Below are 17,245 nucleotides of genomic sequence, written 5' to 3'. Positions count from 1 at the left end.
TTGTTCTTTATTAAATTTAGTCATAATAAAAGACCCAAAAGTGTCTAACTTTTGGGTCTCACTTCAACTTTTAGGATAAGACGTGTTTTTTCTAATTAACGTCACTTGCTAAAACATATTGTGTAGCATTAAGTGCGTAGTACTTTTGACCTTTAATTGTAAGTTGACTGCCGTAAACTAATACTCGGCTGCCCTTCTTGACCTTGTTTTGTCTTTCGATTTGGCCAGTGCGAGTGCGCAAGTATGTATCCTTGTTCACGGTCTTAGGAGTGGCATCGATGTTTGAAGCAACTACGTATTGGTTCTTGCCAATCTGGTAGTACTTCTTGTTGTTGATCATCTTGTAGCCCATCACTACAACTGGACTGCCGGCTGCCTTTAACTTCTTAGTGTTCTTGCCCTTTGCATCATAGATATATGCATCGTGACCTAAAGTTACAGCACCTTGAACAACTGGAATTTCTTCCTTAGTCTTGTTTGGATCCTTGTCCTTCACAGCCACATTCTTTTGAGTATCCTTCTTTTGCAAGTCATAGTAATACTTAATGAGGGAATAGAACTGATCCATGCTGTAGCCCCATTTTTCAAAATAAGTGTCGGGGTCAACGTGGTCGGTTCCGCCGAGGAAGTTGCTGACGGCGTGGTGAGACCAGATCGTACCTTGACCATCGTCGCAAGCATTGTCAGGCTTCAAGTTATAGCGGTGCAAGAGCTTAGCAATGTAGATCGCATCATTATTAATTGACTTAATAAATGCATCCCTACTATCTTCTTCACACAATTCAACTTGGATAAAACGATTATTCGCCTTAGGTCCTGCACCCCAAGTACCCATATTAGGTGAGCACATCTGGATCACTTGCTTGCTATCAACGAAGGCGTGAACATAAGCTTGAATATTCTGCCATTCACGGTTGAAGTAAATTGCTTCATCGTGGGCAGTGGCACCAGGGTCATCGGTTTCGTGAACGACGATTCCTTCTGGCTTGCCATTTTGATAGTCGACGCCAGGGAACTTATTGTACTTAATACCTTCAAGCTTAAGCATCTTATATAAGTAAGTAACGCCGCTATATTTATATTTCTTAGCTTCAGTGTTGATTGATGCAGCATGAACTTCAGCTGGATTAGAAAAAATTCCAATAAAACTGATTGCTGCAATTAATGCGATAGTTATCTTTTTAAGTTTCAAATATACCTCTCTTACATGAAGTTAGCTTTCTTAATGTATTGACGGATACCAATTCTGTAGTACTTTTGTCCGTTAATAGTTACTGCACTACCGTAAGTTGCAACTTGTTCATTCTTCTTGCGCTTCAAGCTGTTGTCACGGTTGCCGTATTGGTTGTAAACGTATGAATTACGCTTCAAGAATTTAAGAGTACCGTCGATGTTACCGGCTGCGATATATTCATTTTCACCAACACGGTAGTAGCTCTTGCCCTTGATGGTCTTGGTGCCGTAAGTATTGATTAACTTAGAACCTTCTTCGTCGTTAATCTTGAATACCTTGCCAGCGAGCTTCTTGCCGTCCTTGTCGTAGACATAAGCGTTGTGCATCAAAGTCTTTTGAGTCTTAGTTGCACCCTTTGGAGCTTGAGTGATTGGTTCACTGCTCTTCTTGCCACCACCAAGAGAACTACCATCAATCCAGCCCTTGCCATCGATGTACATTCTGCTTGAACCATCGTTGAAGGTAATGGTCTTAGTTACAGTTACCTTCTCGCCTTGCTTAACTGAACCGATTGCATGAGCAACTGAAGGTGCAGTTGGCCAGTTGTAAGTAGAACCTGATTTTTCCACGATATATGTTTGAGCTACCTTAGAAATAACTGGATCATATTTATTTAAATTATGGGCAGTAATACTTGAATTAAGAACTATATTATAATTATTTGCCGTAGCATATGTACCAGTTAAAGCTTTAGTTGCCGCCACATAAGTATCGGCATTTTCAAGCCATACACCTTGATATCGCAGAGGTTGCCATGAAACACCTTCACGCAATTTCCGTCCGTTATCTTCAAATGATTCTTCTAACGAATTATATCGTTTGAATTTACCTTTTGTATAATAGCTTTTTCCACCCTTAGTTTCTTCTCTCGTTTTAGATGAATAAACGCCTTCAGACCAGTCATTATCAGCTTTTATTCCAAAAAGATTATTTGCATTAACTGCTAAACCAGATTGCCCCCATCCAGATTCAACAATAGCCTGTGCTATCATTACTGATGGATAAATTCCATATTTTTTTGCAGTTTTAACAGCTTGTTTAGTAGCCAAATTTAAAAATTGTGTCTGATAATCTGCAGCCATAACTTTCTGACTGAAAGCACTACTTATACTTTTTTTATTAGTAACAGGTACAGTAATTGTAGTCAGCATAACCGCACTTGCAATACTAGCTAAAAGCCTCTTCTTCATGTATTATCCTCCTCAATATAACACTACTATTGTATCTAGCAAATGCCGCAGACACAAGATTTAAAATTATATTACATAAAAATTTAAAAAATCTACACTGCTTTATGATTCAAACATTTTAACACCATTCTTGAAGGTGTGGTTCTTAAGTCCCCCTCTTATTACCGAAAGCAATTTGATCAGTCTTTATATTCATGTTTTCTACTATTTAATATTTATTAAAATTGAGCTTTTTATAATCAACCTGCCGGCCAGATGTCTTACACTATTACTAACAATTTGAAACCCAAAAATGGGCCAAATTTGTTAAAATAATTTTTCTATCATAAGGGAGAGTTACTCGATACAATGAAGAAACTAATCTTTTGGGGTACTATTTTTGCGCTATTCGTTCTAGGTGGAGGCGGTGCCGGAGCTTACATTAGCCACACCAATGCTGTGCAACATAATCAACCTGCTAGTGCGAATACTAAGAACAATTCAAATACCAAGTCTGGTGCTAAGGAAGACAGCAATAGTAATAATAAGGAAAATAATAGCTCAAGCGATTCAAGCTCAAGTAGTTCTTCTGACTCTAGCAGTGATTCTTCAAGCAGCAAGGATCAAGATAAGGATAAGAATAGTTCTTCATCATCTTCTAGTGGCAGTGAAGACAAGCAAAGCAGTCAATCAAGCAGTGAGGAAAGCGACCAAAGTAGCAGCAGCCAACCTTCTACTCAATCATCAACCCAATCTTCAGCTGCTGGGTCAAGCAGCCAAAAAAAGCAAATAAAATAGTTTTATTTGCTTTTATTTGCAAAAGTCGGTAGAATTATTATTGATTTTGTACTATTTATTTTCTAAATAAAGGGGTAACAAACTTTGACTGAAGAAGAAAAAAACGCTCAAGCTCAAGCAGATAAAGAAACTGAAGAAGAAAACGACGATCTTAAAGTCGTAATGCCAGAAGCTAACAAGACCACCATGCCAGCTGAAGAATTCAAGGATCAACCTGACTACTTGAAGGTTTTCGCTAACTTCTACATCGCTGAATTCGACGAAGACGATCTTGAAGTTATCAACCTTTACGATGAAAACCACAACATGGTTGATATCAACGGCTATCTTTTGAACAACATTCACTTCCCACGCAAGAAGTTAGTTGATCACGTATTGCAATACCACGATTACAACTTCAAGGACTTGCTTAAGGTGATGGCTGACAAGACTGGTGTTAAGCCAGAAGAAATGCTCACTTACGAAGCATGGGAAAAATGGGATGAAGATCAACGTAAGCAAATTCCTTCATCACTTTCATAATTTGCTATCAAAAAGCTCCTTTTGGGAGCTTTTTTGTTTTTAGAGGAAATAAAAATGATTAACCAAGCAAAACAATCTAAAGATTATGACCTATGGTCAGATTCAGCATACGATGATTATGACTACGAAGCTGAAATCAAAAGAGAATATGAAGAATTAGGCTACAATCCTCGCGAAGTTACTCCTGTGGGTAAAGAAAAAAGCAGTCAATAGACTACTTAGTACTATTCCCAGCCATCATTCTCATCTAGTTCTATATGGCGATTTTTGGCTGCACGGCTTCCACGTACTTCTTCATCGCTGAAGGTACGCGTACTATTTTTGAGATTTTCAAGTGCATGAGCATCGACTTCAGCATCAAATATTTTTTCCTCTAACTCGTTTAGCATTGTGCATCCCTCTTTTATGACTACTTCGATATCTCGAAGTTTGATAATTTCCTTGTATATTTCAATACTAGATACCTAAATCTTTCTTTACATCTTCACGAGAAATTGTTTCTCCGTCAGAGAGTTTAATATTTTCGATTGCGTCTTGATAATCCAAACTATCTTCTAGTTTTTCCAAAATAGCATTTCTCATAAATTGAGTAGAATTTTCTCTTGTCATATAAATCACCTTTACTATTATTACTCACTCTTTATTAGTTTCTATTTATTCTTTAGTCATTATATAGCAACATTAAAACATAATTATTTTCCTTGCAATGTATCGCATTTTGGAAGAGAATGAGTGTATCAAGAAAATGTCGCGTGGCATTTTCTTTTTTTATTAAAGGCTACAATTTATTTTGTGGGAGATTTTTTATAATGAATAACAAGTCTAAACGCATGAGTGCGGCTGGCTTACTGATCGCCATCGGAATTGTCTACGGCGATATCGGTACTAGTCCACTTTATGTTATGAAGTCTATTGTTGCAGGCAATGGTGGTATCGGTAACGTCAACCGCGACTTTATCATCGGTTCCATCTCACTTGTCCTTTGGACGGTGACTTTGCTTACTACCCTTCAAACTGTGGTAATTGCTTTGAAGGCAACCAACCACGGCGAAGGTGGTATCTTTGCTCTGTACACTTTAGTTAGAAAACGGGCCAAATGGCTTGTGCTGGCAGCCTTAATTGGTGGTGCCGCCATCTTAGCCGATGGTACTTTGACCCCTGCCGTTACTGTTACGACAGCGATCGAAGGGCTGAAAGGACTGAAGTTTGGCGGAAGCGTACCTGTTTCATCGCAAAGTATGGTTATCGCAATTACCGTCATCATTTTGCTTGTCCTCTTCTCTATTCAAAAGATGGGTACAAGCATCATTGGTAAGGCCTTCGGTCCAATCATGTTTATTTGGTTCTCTTTCTTAGGTATTGTAGGATTGGTTAACATGTCTGGCGACTGGTCAATTTTACAAGCTATCAACCCAGTTTATGCGATTAAAGTATTGTTTAGTCCATATAACAAGGCCGGAATTTTCATCTTAGGATCAATCTTCCTGGCCACTACTGGTGCCGAAGCCTTGTACTCAGACGTCGGCCACGTTGGTAAGAAGAACATCATAGGTTCATGGCCATTCGTATTTGTCTGCTTGGCACTCAACTACTTCGGTCAAGGCGTTTGGATTTTGAACAATCCTACTTATCGTCCAGCCGACGGCGGTGTGCTTAACCCATTCTTTGAAATGATTCCAGCTAATATGCGTCTTGCTGCCATTATCTTGGCAACTGTTGCCGCAGTTATTGCTTCACAAGCTTTGATCACCGGTTCCTTCACATTGGTTGCTGAAGCCAGTGGTCTTAAGTTCTTGCCAAGAATGAACATCAACTATCCATCAAATGAAAAGGGTCAGATCTACATCCCTTCCATCAACAAAGGTATCTGTGTTGCAACCATCGCTATTGTTTTGTACTTCCAAACTTCAGCTCACATGGAAGCAGCCTATGGTCTGTCCATCACAATTTCAATGTTGATGACAACCATCCTACTTTACGAATGGTTAGTTATGAAGAAGGTCAACCCAGTTTGGAATTGGCTCTTCCTCATCTTCTTCGGCGTGCTTGACATCATGTTCATGGTATCAAGTTTGACCAAGTTCACCCACGATGGTTACGTATCACTCTTCATCGCTGGTGCTATCGGCTTCATCATGTACGTTTGGTACTACGGTAACAAGGTCCGTGACAAGCGTGAATCAAGAAACGCTTACGTTCGTCTTGACGAATACACCGACATGCTTACGAACTTGAGCCACGATGAAAATTACCCAACTTACGCAACCAACTTGGTTTACATGGCTAACGTTAAGTACAACAAGTTCATCAAGCGTGAAATCTTGTACTCAATCTTGGATAAGCGTCCAAAGCGTGCCAAGGCTTACTGGTTCGTTACTGTTAACGTAACTAACGAACCATTCACCGCTGAATATGCTGTTAACACTTACGGCACTAAGAACGTAATTAACATTCAGCTTTACCTTGGTTTCAAGAAGCAGACTAGTGTTAATGTCTACATTCGTCAGATTGTTCACGACTTGATCGCCGACGGCACAATTGAACCACAACCACAGGAATACACCACAACACCAGGACGTGATGTTGGTGACTTCTCATTCGTTATTGTTAACGATGTTATCAGTCCACAAACTCAACTTGTTGGTTACGAGAAGTGGCTGGTTGAAGCACGTGTTCGTTTGCAGAACTTGTCATCCAACCCTGCTTCATGGTTCGGTTTGGAATATGCGGATACTGTGATTGAACGTATCCCATTGATCTTAGGTCGACCAAATCCATCTTACATTAAGCGGATTAAGCCTAAGGATTATTCCAACGCTAAAAAATAATTGAATATTAAATAAAAGAGCTCCCTTTTGGGAGCTTTTTTTGATGGTTTTTACACACAAAAAAGGCCCCGTAACGGAGCCTTTTTTAGTGCAATAAACTTATATGGGTAGTAAGTTGTTATAAAGTTGCAGCATAGTAGCAATCCTGCAACCAACCATATTATAGTTTGCAAAATGTAAAATGGCTAATTTTTACCCTCGGAATTGTTAAAATACAGCAAAACTTATGATTGTATTACCAAATTACCACACGTTTTTCAGGATCAAGCCACATACCGTCGCCTTCCTTAACGTCAAATGCCTTGTAGAATTCTTCTTGGCATTGTGATTGAACGTTAGCACGTTCTGGACCAGGTGCGTGAACGTCAACTGAAACTTGCGTCTTGATTGATTCAGTAAGTTGCTTGTTAGCCCAAATACGAGCGAAGTTTTCAAACAACTTCTTCATGTCGCCATTTTCACCCTTGTTAGCTTCAACAGCAGCAGTCAAACCACCTTGGTCAGCAATGTTTTCAGAAACAATTTGCTTACCGTTCAAAGTTACAGGACCATATTTAATGCCATCGAACAAGTCGATTTCAGCTTGAGTACGCTTCTTAAATTCAGCGTAGTCTTCTTCAGTCCACCAATTCTTCATATTACCGTATTCATCGAATTGGGCACCATTGTTGTCAAAGGCGTGAGAAACTTCGTGGGCGATTACAGTACCAATACCACCGAAGTTTTCGGCACGATCTTGCTTCAAGTCATAGAATGGTGCTTGCAAAATTGCGGCTGGGAAAGTTAAGTCATTTCTTTGTGGGTCGTAGCAAGCATTTACCAAGTTACCTGGCATGAGCCATACAGTACGGTCAACTGGCTTGTGCAACTTCTCAACATTGTACTTAACTTGTTCAATATCAGCTGCTCTAGCGTTTGAGTAGAGGCTGCCACCTTCACTTGCTGGAGTTACCTTCAAACGGTCATAGATTTCTTCAATCTTGTCTGGGTAACCAATCTTCAAGATCAAGGCACGTAATTTTACAATTGCCTTGTGCTTAGTTTCTTCAGAAAGCCAGTCATTGTTCTTAAGGCGTTCTTCGTAAACAGCAAGCATCTTTTTGATCATTGATAAAACGTCTTTTTTAGCATCTTCGCCAAAGTAAGTCTTACCGTAGTAAACACCAACAACTTCGCTAAACATGCCGTTTGCAAGGTGGTAAGCTTGCTTTTCACCACTTTGAAGTTCTGGTTGACCTGATAAAGCTTGGCTAAATGGGAATGCTGCTTCACGGAATTCTTGTGACAAGTAACTAGCAGCACCGTTAATGAACTTAACGATCATCCAGCCCTTGATTTCATCGAAATTGTCTTCGTTAATCAATTCATCAAAGTGATCAAAGAAGCGAGGTTCTGCAACGATTACACGGTCAGGAACTTCACCCAAAGCTTCCTTCAAGAAGTAATCCATCTTGAAGTTCTTGATCTTTCCTTCAAAATCCTTAATTGAAGTTGGGTTGTACATTGCTGGGTAGTCTGCCCATTCTTCTGATGACTTAACTACCTTAGATACCTTTTCATCAAACTTCAAAGCATCAACAACGTATTCTTCAGCTTGTCCTGCAGAAAGACCAGCTAACTTAAGAAGGTCGATTGATTGCTTCTTCAAAACAGCGAGCAACTTTTCAGCCGCGTCAGTCTTGTAAGTAGTAGTATCTGGCAAGAAGATTGATGAACCAAAGAATTGAAGCACATTAATCTTGGTGTTCTTCATGTCGGCATCAACGTCAAAGCTAAATGGCAATGCAAAAGATGCCTTGAATAAATCTGGAGCCTTCAAGTTGAAGTCAGCGAAGTCGCGAATACCCTCAAGCAAAGTAAGGTCAGCTTGGATTGGCTTTGCGCCATCTTCGTTTCTGCGGTTAAAATCGCGAGCCAACTTGTAAAGTTCTACTGCCTTGTCCAAGTTAGGAACATCGGCAATCTCTTTTTTACCATCTGCAAAATCTGCGAAGTCTTTCATCAACTTCTTTTCAACATCAAGGTCAATGCTGTCAAAACTTGCGATTCTTGAACGGTCTGATGGGATTTTTACATTTTCAAGCCATTCAGAGTTAACAGCTAAGTACAAATTATCTTGTGGACGAGTGCCAACCTTAGGTTCAAGGATATTGCCGGCACCGCCGCGAACAGCCATTTTATTATACATTCAGGAATAATCCCCCTTTTTAAAAAATTAAATCAAGCTAATTATATCATTTTTATTTAATTTTACTTATTTTTTGACTTACTTATATATAGTTAATTCTTTGTGCAACTTCATATAAGTTGGAATCATGACCACAATCATTAAGGCGATCATGATGGCGGCTACCCAGAAAAATGGGATGTAGCCTGCTTGGTCGATGATTAAACCACCAAATAATGGTCCAAAGGCACGGCCAATCCCAGAAGCTACCATGTTGGCGCCTTGATACTTACCTTTACTGGTAAGTGGCGACAAGTCGTTGACGTAGGCAGGAATAGCTGGGAAGGCAGTTGATTCACCTAAAGTCAAGATAAACATTGATAAGGCAAAGTGTGCGAAGTCCTTGGCAAATACCAACGTGATAAATGATAGTGAGAACATGCAGATACCAAAGATGATCTGCTGGAATAGATTCTTAAAGATATTAGGAAAGCGTGCCAAAATACCTTGCATAATAACGATTACGCCGGCATTAAGCGTCCAGAGCAAACTGTACAAGTGGAATGGAATCCCTAAAGAAACCATGTAAACGGACAAGTTTGATTCCCAGTTCATGTACATTAGCCACGTTACGCCCAAGGTCGTGAAGAAGACCATAGTCATAATGAAATTGCGCTTTGGCATTGGTTCTGCCTTGTGCTTTTCACCCTTTTTGGTCTTAGCCATTCTTTCCTTATGGAAGGCAATAATTGGCCGGTAGTTGAAGATTGCGTTGATAAAGCCAACTACAAATAAGAGTGCTGCAATTACGAATAAGAGCGTAATTGAGAAGTCATAGAGGTATCCTACGATCAAGGTACCAGTAACCACACCCAAGTTTTGTGAGAAGTACAAAACATTGAAGACGTATCTGCCCGGATACTTTTTCAAACTAGTGGCAACGGAGTTAATCAAAGTTCCGTTCCAACCACCCAAAAAGCCGGTTAAAGTCAGCCAAATCCAATATTCTGGCCAGCCGTGAAAGGCAGCCATCAAAAATAGAACACCGGCATCAAGGCCCAATCCCCAGAGCATTAATGGGTACGGATTATACTTATCATAAAGGTGGCCTGAAATAATTGAACCCACAATGTTGCTGGCACAATTACAAAACAGAACCACACCAATCATCGATAAACTGATGTGGAGCTGCTTATTTAAGTAAACAGAAGTTAATGGCCAAATGAAACTAGCACCAATCCAAGTAGCTAATTCACTTAAAACTATCCATTGAAGTTTAATTTCATCGTTTTTATATTTGTTATGTACCATCATCACTTTCTCTTTCATTATAATGATCGACTATGTCATTGTATTAATTCCCGTTTAAACAATAATTCTACTTATTTATGAATTCAAGAAATAATTTTAACAAAAAAACACTCATCTTTCGATGAGCGTTTTAAAACTAAAATAGTTACTAATAGTTTTATACCAATTAGTTAAAGTTTACAACCTTAACGTAACGGTTTTCGGCAACTCTGTACATTCTGTTACCCTTAACAGTCATAGCAGCACCGTAAGTGGTGTGACGTGAATTCTTCTTCCAAGTACCTTCACTCTTTACACGCTTACCCTTGTTGTTGTAAACGTATGAGTTGTGCTTCAAGGTTCTTTGAGTACCATCTACGTTACCTGCGTTGATGTACCAATCTTGAGTTGCTGATACACGGTAGTACTTCTTGCCGTTAACAGTTACAGTACCATATACAGGAACTTCGCTGTATGCGTGAAGAGTATCTGCTGAAGTTACACGTGAGCCAAGCTTACCGTCCTTGATTTCGTAAGTGTAAGCTGCGTGCATGATCTTAACAGTACCAGTTTGTGCAACACCCTTGTTAGCGTCGTTGTTAGTAGTAGTTTGACCATCCTTAAGGTCTGATGCCTTTACCCAGAAGTTTGCTGATGGACTTACGATTCTGTAGAATTGTACATCCTTACCATCAAGCTTCTTAGTTACTGCTGAACCATAAACGTAAACTTGTGAACCTGGGGTTACAGTTTGAGCAAAGTTAACCAAGTTAGCCTTAGTCATTGAGCCATTTTGTTCAGTATAAACATCAGTATTATTTACAACAGTCTTAACTTGACCCTTAACATCAGTCACAATTACTGGAACAGTAGCTGTGGTAGTTTTACCTGCTTGGTTGGTTGCTGAAAGTTCAACACTGTATAAACCGTTCTTGGTCCAGTCAACATTGCTGCTCTTTACAGTTACATTGATACGACCGCGCTTAGTATTGCTTTCCCATGCACCAAAGTAATCAGTTGGTTGGAAAGTGCCTGAATCATGCTTCATAATAGTTAAAACATGACCATTTACTGGTGTCCAATTACCTGCATTGCTATAACCGTTAGCAACAGTTCCTAATACAGTACCTTCACCATTATTTTTGTAAATGATTACAGGTGCATCTGAGTCAGAGTAAGAAGTGTGTTGGAATACAACACGAACAGTATTACCGCCATTAGTGGTTACATCAACGTGGAAAGCTTTGCTACCAGCATCGATCTTATTGTTCTTCCAAACCCCTTGCTTAGATAATTGAGCGATAAGGTTAGCATCATTAGTTGCTGAACCATTGTTCCAAACGTACTTGTTCCAATCATCTTTTCCTAATTTCACAAATGAATGGTTAGCGCCAGTATCGCTACCTAATTGAACAAGTTTTTCAACGGCATCTTTTAAGGTTGCAAGACTAGTTACACCTGCTGAAGCAGTATCACCTGCATAAACAGTGTTATTATCAGCATATGCGCCTTCACCTGCAAGAGTATCACCATCACCTACTCTTAAGTATACATTACTTGCTTCTTGTTCGCCACCATTTGCATGGTATGTAAGAATGCTTGTTTGACCAACAGGGATCCATGCTTTAACGTTAGCGCCATTATCCTTTTGTACATATTGAACTTGTACATATTGGACTTCGTTGTTATTTTCTGAACGTACAACACGCTTATTTGAAATAACTTTTAATTGATTTTCATAGCCGCCAACATCATTAAGTGAAAGAGTATATGGTTGACTTACTGTATTATTTTCTGGGTCACCATGAACATAAGCGGTAACTGAAGGATTAGGTTGTTGATCAGTTTTAACAAATGTGAAATAATCACCAACATTTACTTGTGCTGGTACAGTAGCTGGTAATTGTTGTTCAGTAGCAGCTGAAACAGCTTGAGTCAAACCAGTAGCAGCAACTGGGGCAACTGCAAGTAAAGCAGCTGCAGCAGCACTAACAATTCTTAAATTTTTCTTCATGTGGTCTTTTCCTCCTTATAATTATAAAAAATAGCAATAAGGATATTAGCCCCTACATGTTCTAGAGCCTATTATGTACAAAACTCTTCCAAATAAGATTCATAAGTTTATAACTCTTATGAGGTAGTAATCTCACTGAAGAATTCGCATGCGTACAGGCGACATGCCTGAAGCACCCTTATCACTTACCACGTTTTATATTCTACTTACCTCTTCTCAAAAAAGCAAGTTCTAAACTCTATTTTTTCATTTGTAACAAACGCTTAATATATTTCTTTACAAAAAGTACTATTAAAAAATATTTATATAGCCTTTACTCTCAATCCTTTTATAATATTGTCCTATTAAAATTAAATAGTTTTTTTACAATAATTTGACATGTTTTGTAATGTTTCTATAAGAAATTTAATTACTCTTTTTCTGTCCGGTTAACTTCTCAATATCGGTAATATCTTGCGCCACTTCTAAGCATCCCAAATATTTACCGGCATCGTCATGCACTGCATAATAGCGCAGATACAACTTGCGACCCATCTTCTTTGGCGTAAACCAATATGAAATCTCTTTTTTCTTGCCCTCATGGAATTCCTTGAAGATCTTTTCAATAATTGGCTTGCTGGCTGGTGTGTGACATGAGAAGACCGAATTACCAATCGCGTTTTTAGAATGTGGGAAAATTGCGCTGCCTCCGCCAAAATAAGCCACCTTGTCATCGGCATCGACAAAGGTTAAGGCAAATGGCAAAAGATCCAAAATTGCGGACAATTGCTTTAAGTTCAGCGATCCTTCTTTAAAGTTGATGAACAAACTAGAAAGATTATCAACTGAAATTGGACCTGCTTGAGCAGGTTCTTTTTTAGCATGCCAATTCATTGGTGGATTGATTAAAGTATAGCCAATCTGCTTCTCTTCACGCTTAACATTGTCCCAGTCTTCTGGATTAGCTACTTCATCGATCATCGGAATCATGATGTCCTCTTCTTTGAAGATCATTTCCAGCACTTCATGACTAGCTTCCTTAATTGCCTTTTGCAATTTTTCCGCATCTATTGGAGTTTCATTAGCTAAATCAATTGCAGTTTTGATCAAGCCTCTAATCTTGTCATCCACGCCCCACATTACTTGTGGCGGAGCAGTGATGCCATATTTGGTCATTAATGGAAACAGCGATGTCTCTTTTCTAGCATAATGCTTATCAATTGTAGCTAGATCAGACAAAGCCTGCTTAATTTTACTTAAGGTTTCATCAGAATGATTTTCCTTCCACTTCTTTAAATTAGGCAGTAAAAAGTCATTAACCAGTGACTTGATAACCACATTTTCTTGCTTAATCGTGTTTACTGGATGCCCTGGCATCGAGAAGTCAGGATTTTCCTTATTTTCTTTGATGCTACCCTTAAACACATCGGCGTGCACATTACACAAGTATTGAATATTGCGTGGGTCTAGACCTTGCGCAATTAATTCACGTTCTGCTGCCGTAATTTCAGAGACGTCGACTTGGTCAAACTCATCTTGGAACATCTTCTTGGCTGTCGCAAAATCGCCGCCATCTTGAATATAATGCAGGATTTTAAGCAGTGCCTCTTGTCTTTCTTTACTTAAATTTGCCATTATTCAATCACCTTGTAGCCCTTTTCTTCAAATGCTTGCTTGATCTTATTCAAATCAAGCTTCATTGCTTGTGCACCAAGCGGAATCGTCATTACTCTGCCAACTGTTGAAAGCAGACCTGGAATTTTAATTCTAGTAAAGCCGCAATCGTACATAATCTGGACGAAGTCTGGATATTCGTCAGCCAATTTTTTAATCGGAATTGAGAAATCGATGATCTTCTGCTTTTCTTCTGTTTCTTCGATCTCTTCTTTTTCTGCTTGATTATCAAGCATCCCCAATTGTCGCTTAGCCGCCTCAGTCATCCTCTCAGGCGACCAAACAGGATACCAGACTAATTGTACCTGGCAAGAATCAATACCGCTAACGGACAATACGGCCTGTTTAATGTGATCTTGCAAATAGGTCGATAAAGGACAGCCACTAATAGTTAACGTCATCTTGACCGTGGCTTTTTTACCTTCAATATCGATACCATAGATCAAACCTAGATTCACGATATCAACTTGCAATTCCGGATCAATTACCTTTTGCAAGGCCGTCATAACTTGATCAACTAACTCTATTTTTTCTTCTTTCATAATTTTTTCTCCAAAAAATAAGGGTAATTGCAATTACTATTTTACAATTACCCTACTTACTCTGTATTTTTTATACTCTATCTTTGCAATTTGTCCCAAATTACGACTTTTCCTGATTTGAGTGACTTAGGAACATCGATAATTCGCTGGTTACTTGAACCTCTGAACTGCAAGGTCAAATCCTTTTGCGCTTCCAAGAATCGTCCGTCAACTAAGATATCGATCTTAGACAGCATCTCTTTTTTATCAGGCGTTTCTTTTTGCAGTTCATCCCAAGTGTAACCAGACCAAGACCAGATATCCTTAGTGTGACCAAACTCTTTTCTTACTCGGTTGATTAGCTTAAGACATACCCAAGTATTCAAAAATGGTTCTCCACCAAGCAAGGTTAAGCCTTGAACATAAGACTGCGACATGTCTTCGATAATCTTATCCTCTAGTTCTTGCGTATAAGGCTGACCATAATTGAAGTTCTGCGCTGCCAAGTTGTAGCATCCCGGACAATCAAACAAGCATCCCGAAACATAAAGACTGCAGCGAACCCCTTCACCATCAACGAAGTTAAAAGGCTTGTAGTCTGCAATTTTATGCAAACTGTAGTCTTCTGTCTTCCATTCTTGCGGTCTAGGATTCTTCGGCAACTTTTTCATGCGCAAATCAGCTTTAGCCTTACGCACTTGAGGACGATATTGATTGGCATCAACAAAGATCGTATCACCATCAACATTGATTTTGACTAAATTGCTGCGGATGTCAGGGCCTTCCTGATCATTTTTATCTTTCTTCGGCATTCTCTTTAGTTTCCTCTTCAGCTTCTTCGCGAACTAATCCCATAGTCATGTGCTTTACTCTATGGGCAATTTCTTCGTGACGGCCATGAACCATTGGTCTCTTCAAAGGATTACCTAAGTAACCACAGGTTCTCTTAACACAATCACAGGTTCTTGGATCGTGGTTGCCGCAGACTGGACATTGGAAGCCCTTGGCAGTTGCCTTGAATTCACCGGCAAAGCCGCACTTGTAGCACTTATCAATTGGAGTGTTAGTTCCAAGATAGCCAACCTTGTCGTATGCCCAGTCCCATACAGCTTCAAGAGCTGCTGGGTTTTGCTTTAAGTTAGGGTATTCGCAGTAGTGAATAAAACCACCAGCGGCATATTTTGGATAATCCATTTCAAAGGTCAACTTTTCAAATGGAGTTGGGTGCTTTCTAACATCGTAGTGGAATGAGTTAGTGTAGTATTCCTTGTCAGTGATGTCCTTAACCTTGCCAAACTTAGCTGTATCAAGTCTGCAGAAACGGTCAGTTAAACTTTCACTTGGAGTTGAGTACAAGCTGTAGTGGTAGTGGTTTGGATCTTCTTTTTCCCACTTGGCACATAAGTCATGCATCTTTTTGACGATCTCTACTGTAAAATCATGTGCTTCCTTGTTATGTTCCCAATTTGAGCCAAAGAAGACGGTCCCTACTTCGTAAAGGCCAATGTAGCCAAGTGAAACAGTGGCACGGCCGTTCTTGAAGAGGGCATTGACGTTGCCATCTTCATCAAGTCGCTTGCCAAAAGCACCGTATTGGTAAAGGATTGGCGCATTGACTGGCTTTGCTTCAGTAACGCGGTGAGCCTTAAATTGAAGTGCTTCATGGCAGGTTTGCATTCTGGTATTGAAGATCTCCCAGAAGAGATCCATATCGCCGTGGCTTTCCATAGCGATTCTTGGCAAGTTGACAGTTACTACACCCAAGTTCATTCTGCCTGAGTTAACTTCCTTGCCGTTTTCATCTTTCCAGCCTTGCAAGAATGAACGACAACCCATCGGACACTTGAACGAACCAGTGATTTCAACAATCTTGTCGTAGTTCAAGATATCTGGGTACATCCGCTTAGTAGAACATTGAACAGCTAATTGCTTTACATCGTAGTTAGGATCACCTGGGTGTAAGTTCAAGCCCTTCTTCAAGGTGAACAAAAGCTTAGGGAAAATAGCGGTTCTGTGTTCCTTGCCAAGACCAGCAATTCTAATTCTCAAGATATCCTTTTGGATTTCCTTTTCAATCCATGAAGTTCCAAGACCAAAGCCAAGTGAAGTAAATGGAGTTTGACCTTGGCTTGAGAACATGGTGTTGATTTCGTATTCAAGGCTTTGCATTGCATCGTAGATATCTTTTTTAGTGCGCTTTTTAGCAAATGCCTTAGCCTTTTCTTCATCGTCGATCAATTCTTTAGCATCTTTTAAGTGCTTTTCATAGTTCTTTTGAGCGAATGGAGCAAGAACTTGATCGGCACGGTCAAATGAACAACCGCCGTATTGGCTTGAGGCTACGTTAGTGATGATTTGAGCAACTTGACTAGTAGCAACGCCGATTGAGTTAGGGCTTTCCATGTAGGCATTACCAATCTTGAAGCCGTTGGTAAGCATTTCCTTAAAATCAATCAAGCAGCAGTTAGACATTGGTGAAAGTGGTGTGTAGTCCAAGTCGTGCCAGTGAATATCACCGCGAAGGTGTGCTTTAGCAATATGTTCAGGCATCATGGTTAAGCCAACGGTCTTGCCGACTGTACCCGCAGTCAAGTCACGTTGAGTACTGAAGACGTCACTATCTTTATTGGCGTTTTCGTTAACGATAGTTGGATCTTTATGTACTAAACGTTCCAAGCGGTTCTTAGTGTCGGTTTGCTTAAGCCATTCTTGTTCGTCATGTTTACGGTAAGAAACGTATTTTTGAGCAGCTTCAATATAACCAAGCTCGTTCAAACTTAATCTGAATGCATCCGCAACATCTTGTGCATTCACAGTATCATTATCAAGCTTAGCCATAATTTTATCTAAAATTACTGCCTTAACATCGTCTAAACCTAAGGCGTGAATAACCATTTCTAGTTTAAACAATTCAAAAGGATATTTAGCTCCGTCACGTTTAATGAATACAGCGGGGGTATCCAATTTTTGATTAATTTCTTGCTTTAGCATAAAGACCACTCCTCTAAATCTATGTTTCAATCTTACCATAAAACACAATATCTTGTAT

14 protein-coding genes and 1 pseudogene are annotated in these 17,245 nt (G+C 39.6%); 4 read left to right on the top strand and 11 right to left on the bottom strand.

Going from position 1 to position 17,245, the window contains the following annotated elements:
- Nucleotides 1-91: 91 nt before the first annotated feature.
- Nucleotides 92-1,192, bottom strand: coding sequence for an SLAP domain-containing protein (locus tag RDN22_RS04695; RefSeq protein ID WP_308556406.1), 1,101 nt, complete (start codon nt 1,190-1,192; stop codon nt 92-94).
- A gap of 11 nt (nt 1,193-1,203) precedes the next feature.
- On the bottom strand, nt 1,204-2,424 hold the full coding sequence (locus RDN22_RS04690) for an SLAP domain-containing protein (protein ID WP_308556404.1): 1,221 nt from the start codon (nt 2,422-2,424) through the stop codon (nt 1,204-1,206).
- Between the two features lie 348 nt (nt 2,425-2,772).
- On the opposite strand from RDN22_RS04690, the gene RDN22_RS04685 reads away from it, so the two are divergent.
- The 3 genes and pseudogenes from RDN22_RS04685 to RDN22_RS04675 form a co-directional block, all read left to right on the top strand.
- Complete coding sequence (locus tag RDN22_RS04685; protein ID WP_308556402.1) at nt 2,773-3,201, top strand: hypothetical protein; 429 nt, start codon at nt 2,773-2,775, stop codon at nt 3,199-3,201.
- Nucleotides 3,202-3,285: 84 nt separating this feature from the next.
- On the top strand, nt 3,286-3,723 hold the full coding sequence (locus RDN22_RS04680) for a hypothetical protein (protein ID WP_308556400.1): 438 nt from the start codon (nt 3,286-3,288) through the stop codon (nt 3,721-3,723).
- A gap of 81 nt (nt 3,724-3,804) precedes the next feature.
- Nucleotides 3,805-3,936 (top strand): annotated as a pseudogene (locus tag RDN22_RS04675) (AbrB family toxin-antitoxin system antitoxin); the annotation flags it as partial.
- An 11-nt stretch (nt 3,937-3,947) separates the two neighbouring features.
- Here RDN22_RS04675 and RDN22_RS04670 read toward each other — a convergent pair.
- Together RDN22_RS04670 and RDN22_RS04665 are read right to left on the bottom strand one after the other, a co-directional pair.
- Nucleotides 3,948-4,112, bottom strand: a complete 165-nt coding sequence (locus RDN22_RS04670; protein ID WP_308556398.1) for a hypothetical protein — start codon at nt 4,110-4,112, stop codon at nt 3,948-3,950.
- Between the two features lie 67 nt (nt 4,113-4,179).
- Nucleotides 4,180-4,332 (bottom strand): DUF6290 family protein, encoded by a 153-nt coding sequence (locus tag RDN22_RS04665; protein WP_308556396.1) that lies wholly within the window; start codon nt 4,330-4,332, stop codon nt 4,180-4,182.
- A 200-nt stretch (nt 4,333-4,532) separates the two neighbouring features.
- Between RDN22_RS04665 and RDN22_RS04660 the strand changes: the two genes are divergently transcribed.
- Nucleotides 4,533-6,551, top strand: a complete 2,019-nt coding sequence (locus RDN22_RS04660; protein ID WP_308556394.1) for a KUP/HAK/KT family potassium transporter — start codon at nt 4,533-4,535, stop codon at nt 6,549-6,551.
- Between the two features lie 235 nt (nt 6,552-6,786).
- Here the strand turns inward: RDN22_RS04660 and RDN22_RS04655 are convergent, their stop codons facing one another.
- The 7 genes from RDN22_RS04655 to nrdD form a co-directional block, all read right to left on the bottom strand.
- Complete coding sequence (locus RDN22_RS04655) at nt 6,787-8,739, bottom strand: M13-type metalloendopeptidase (protein WP_308556392.1); 1,953 nt, start codon at nt 8,737-8,739, stop codon at nt 6,787-6,789.
- A gap of 78 nt (nt 8,740-8,817) precedes the next feature.
- Nucleotides 8,818-10,032: an MFS transporter gene (locus RDN22_RS04650; protein ID WP_308556390.1), complete on the bottom strand. Its 1,215-nt coding sequence runs from the start codon at nt 10,030-10,032 to the stop codon at nt 8,818-8,820.
- A gap of 163 nt (nt 10,033-10,195) precedes the next feature.
- Nucleotides 10,196-12,022 (bottom strand): SLAP domain-containing protein, encoded by a 1,827-nt coding sequence (locus RDN22_RS04645; protein ID WP_308556388.1) that lies wholly within the window; start codon nt 12,020-12,022, stop codon nt 10,196-10,198.
- A 405-nt stretch (nt 12,023-12,427) separates the two neighbouring features.
- Complete coding sequence (locus RDN22_RS04640) at nt 12,428-13,636, bottom strand: DUF438 domain-containing protein (protein WP_308556386.1); 1,209 nt, start codon at nt 13,634-13,636, stop codon at nt 12,428-12,430.
- Nucleotides 13,636-14,217, bottom strand: a complete 582-nt coding sequence (locus RDN22_RS04635; protein WP_308556384.1) for an iron-sulfur cluster assembly protein — start codon at nt 14,215-14,217, stop codon at nt 13,636-13,638. Before RDN22_RS04635 ends, RDN22_RS04640 begins: the two co-directional genes overlap by 1 nt.
- Nucleotides 14,218-14,294: 77 nt before the next feature.
- On the bottom strand, nt 14,295-15,008 hold the full coding sequence (gene nrdG, locus RDN22_RS04630; RefSeq protein ID WP_308556382.1) for an anaerobic ribonucleoside-triphosphate reductase activating protein: 714 nt from the start codon (nt 15,006-15,008) through the stop codon (nt 14,295-14,297).
- Complete coding sequence (nrdD, locus tag RDN22_RS04625) at nt 14,992-17,187, bottom strand: anaerobic ribonucleoside-triphosphate reductase (protein WP_308556380.1); 2,196 nt, start codon at nt 17,185-17,187, stop codon at nt 14,992-14,994. Before nrdD ends, nrdG begins: the two co-directional genes overlap by 17 nt.
- Nucleotides 17,188-17,245 lie beyond the last annotated feature (58 nt).

The sequence above is a fragment of the uncultured Lactobacillus sp. genome (genome assembly GCF_902491705.1).
Taxonomy (GTDB): domain Bacteria; phylum Bacillota; class Bacilli; order Lactobacillales; family Lactobacillaceae; genus Lactobacillus.
Note: the sequence above shows the minus strand (reverse complement) of the source record. Positions and strands in the feature narration are given on the sequence as shown.

Excerpts from the sequence above, each read along its gene's own strand:
- RDN22_RS04690 (WP_308556404.1), bottom strand. The coding sequence starts at position 2,424 with ATGAAGAAGAGGCTTTTAGCTAGTATTGCAAGTGCGGTTATGCTGACT.
- RDN22_RS04685 (WP_308556402.1), top strand. The coding sequence starts at position 2,773 with ATGAAGAAACTAATCTTTTGGGGTACTATTTTTGCGCTATTCGTTCTA.
- RDN22_RS04670 (WP_308556398.1), bottom strand. The coding sequence starts at position 4,112 with ATGCTAAACGAGTTAGAGGAAAAAATATTTGATGCTGAAGTCGATGCT.
- RDN22_RS04665 (WP_308556396.1), bottom strand. The coding sequence starts at position 4,332 with ATGACAAGAGAAAATTCTACTCAATTTATGAGAAATGCTATTTTGGAA.
- RDN22_RS04660 (WP_308556394.1), top strand. The coding sequence starts at position 4,533 with ATGAATAACAAGTCTAAACGCATGAGTGCGGCTGGCTTACTGATCGCC.
- RDN22_RS04655 (WP_308556392.1), bottom strand. The coding sequence starts at position 8,739 with ATGTATAATAAAATGGCTGTTCGCGGCGGTGCCGGCAATATCCTTGAA.
- RDN22_RS04650 (WP_308556390.1), bottom strand. The coding sequence starts at position 10,032 with ATGATGGTACATAACAAATATAAAAACGATGAAATTAAACTTCAATGG.
- RDN22_RS04645 (WP_308556388.1), bottom strand. The coding sequence starts at position 12,022 with ATGAAGAAAAATTTAAGAATTGTTAGTGCTGCTGCAGCTGCTTTACTT.
- RDN22_RS04640 (WP_308556386.1), bottom strand. The coding sequence starts at position 13,636 with ATGGCAAATTTAAGTAAAGAAAGACAAGAGGCACTGCTTAAAATCCTG.
- RDN22_RS04635 (WP_308556384.1), bottom strand. The coding sequence starts at position 14,217 with ATGAAAGAAGAAAAAATAGAGTTAGTTGATCAAGTTATGACGGCCTTG.
- nrdG (WP_308556382.1), bottom strand. The coding sequence starts at position 15,008 with ATGCCGAAGAAAGATAAAAATGATCAGGAAGGCCCTGACATCCGCAGC.
- nrdD (WP_308556380.1), bottom strand. The coding sequence starts at position 17,187 with ATGCTAAAGCAAGAAATTAATCAAAAATTGGATACCCCCGCTGTATTC.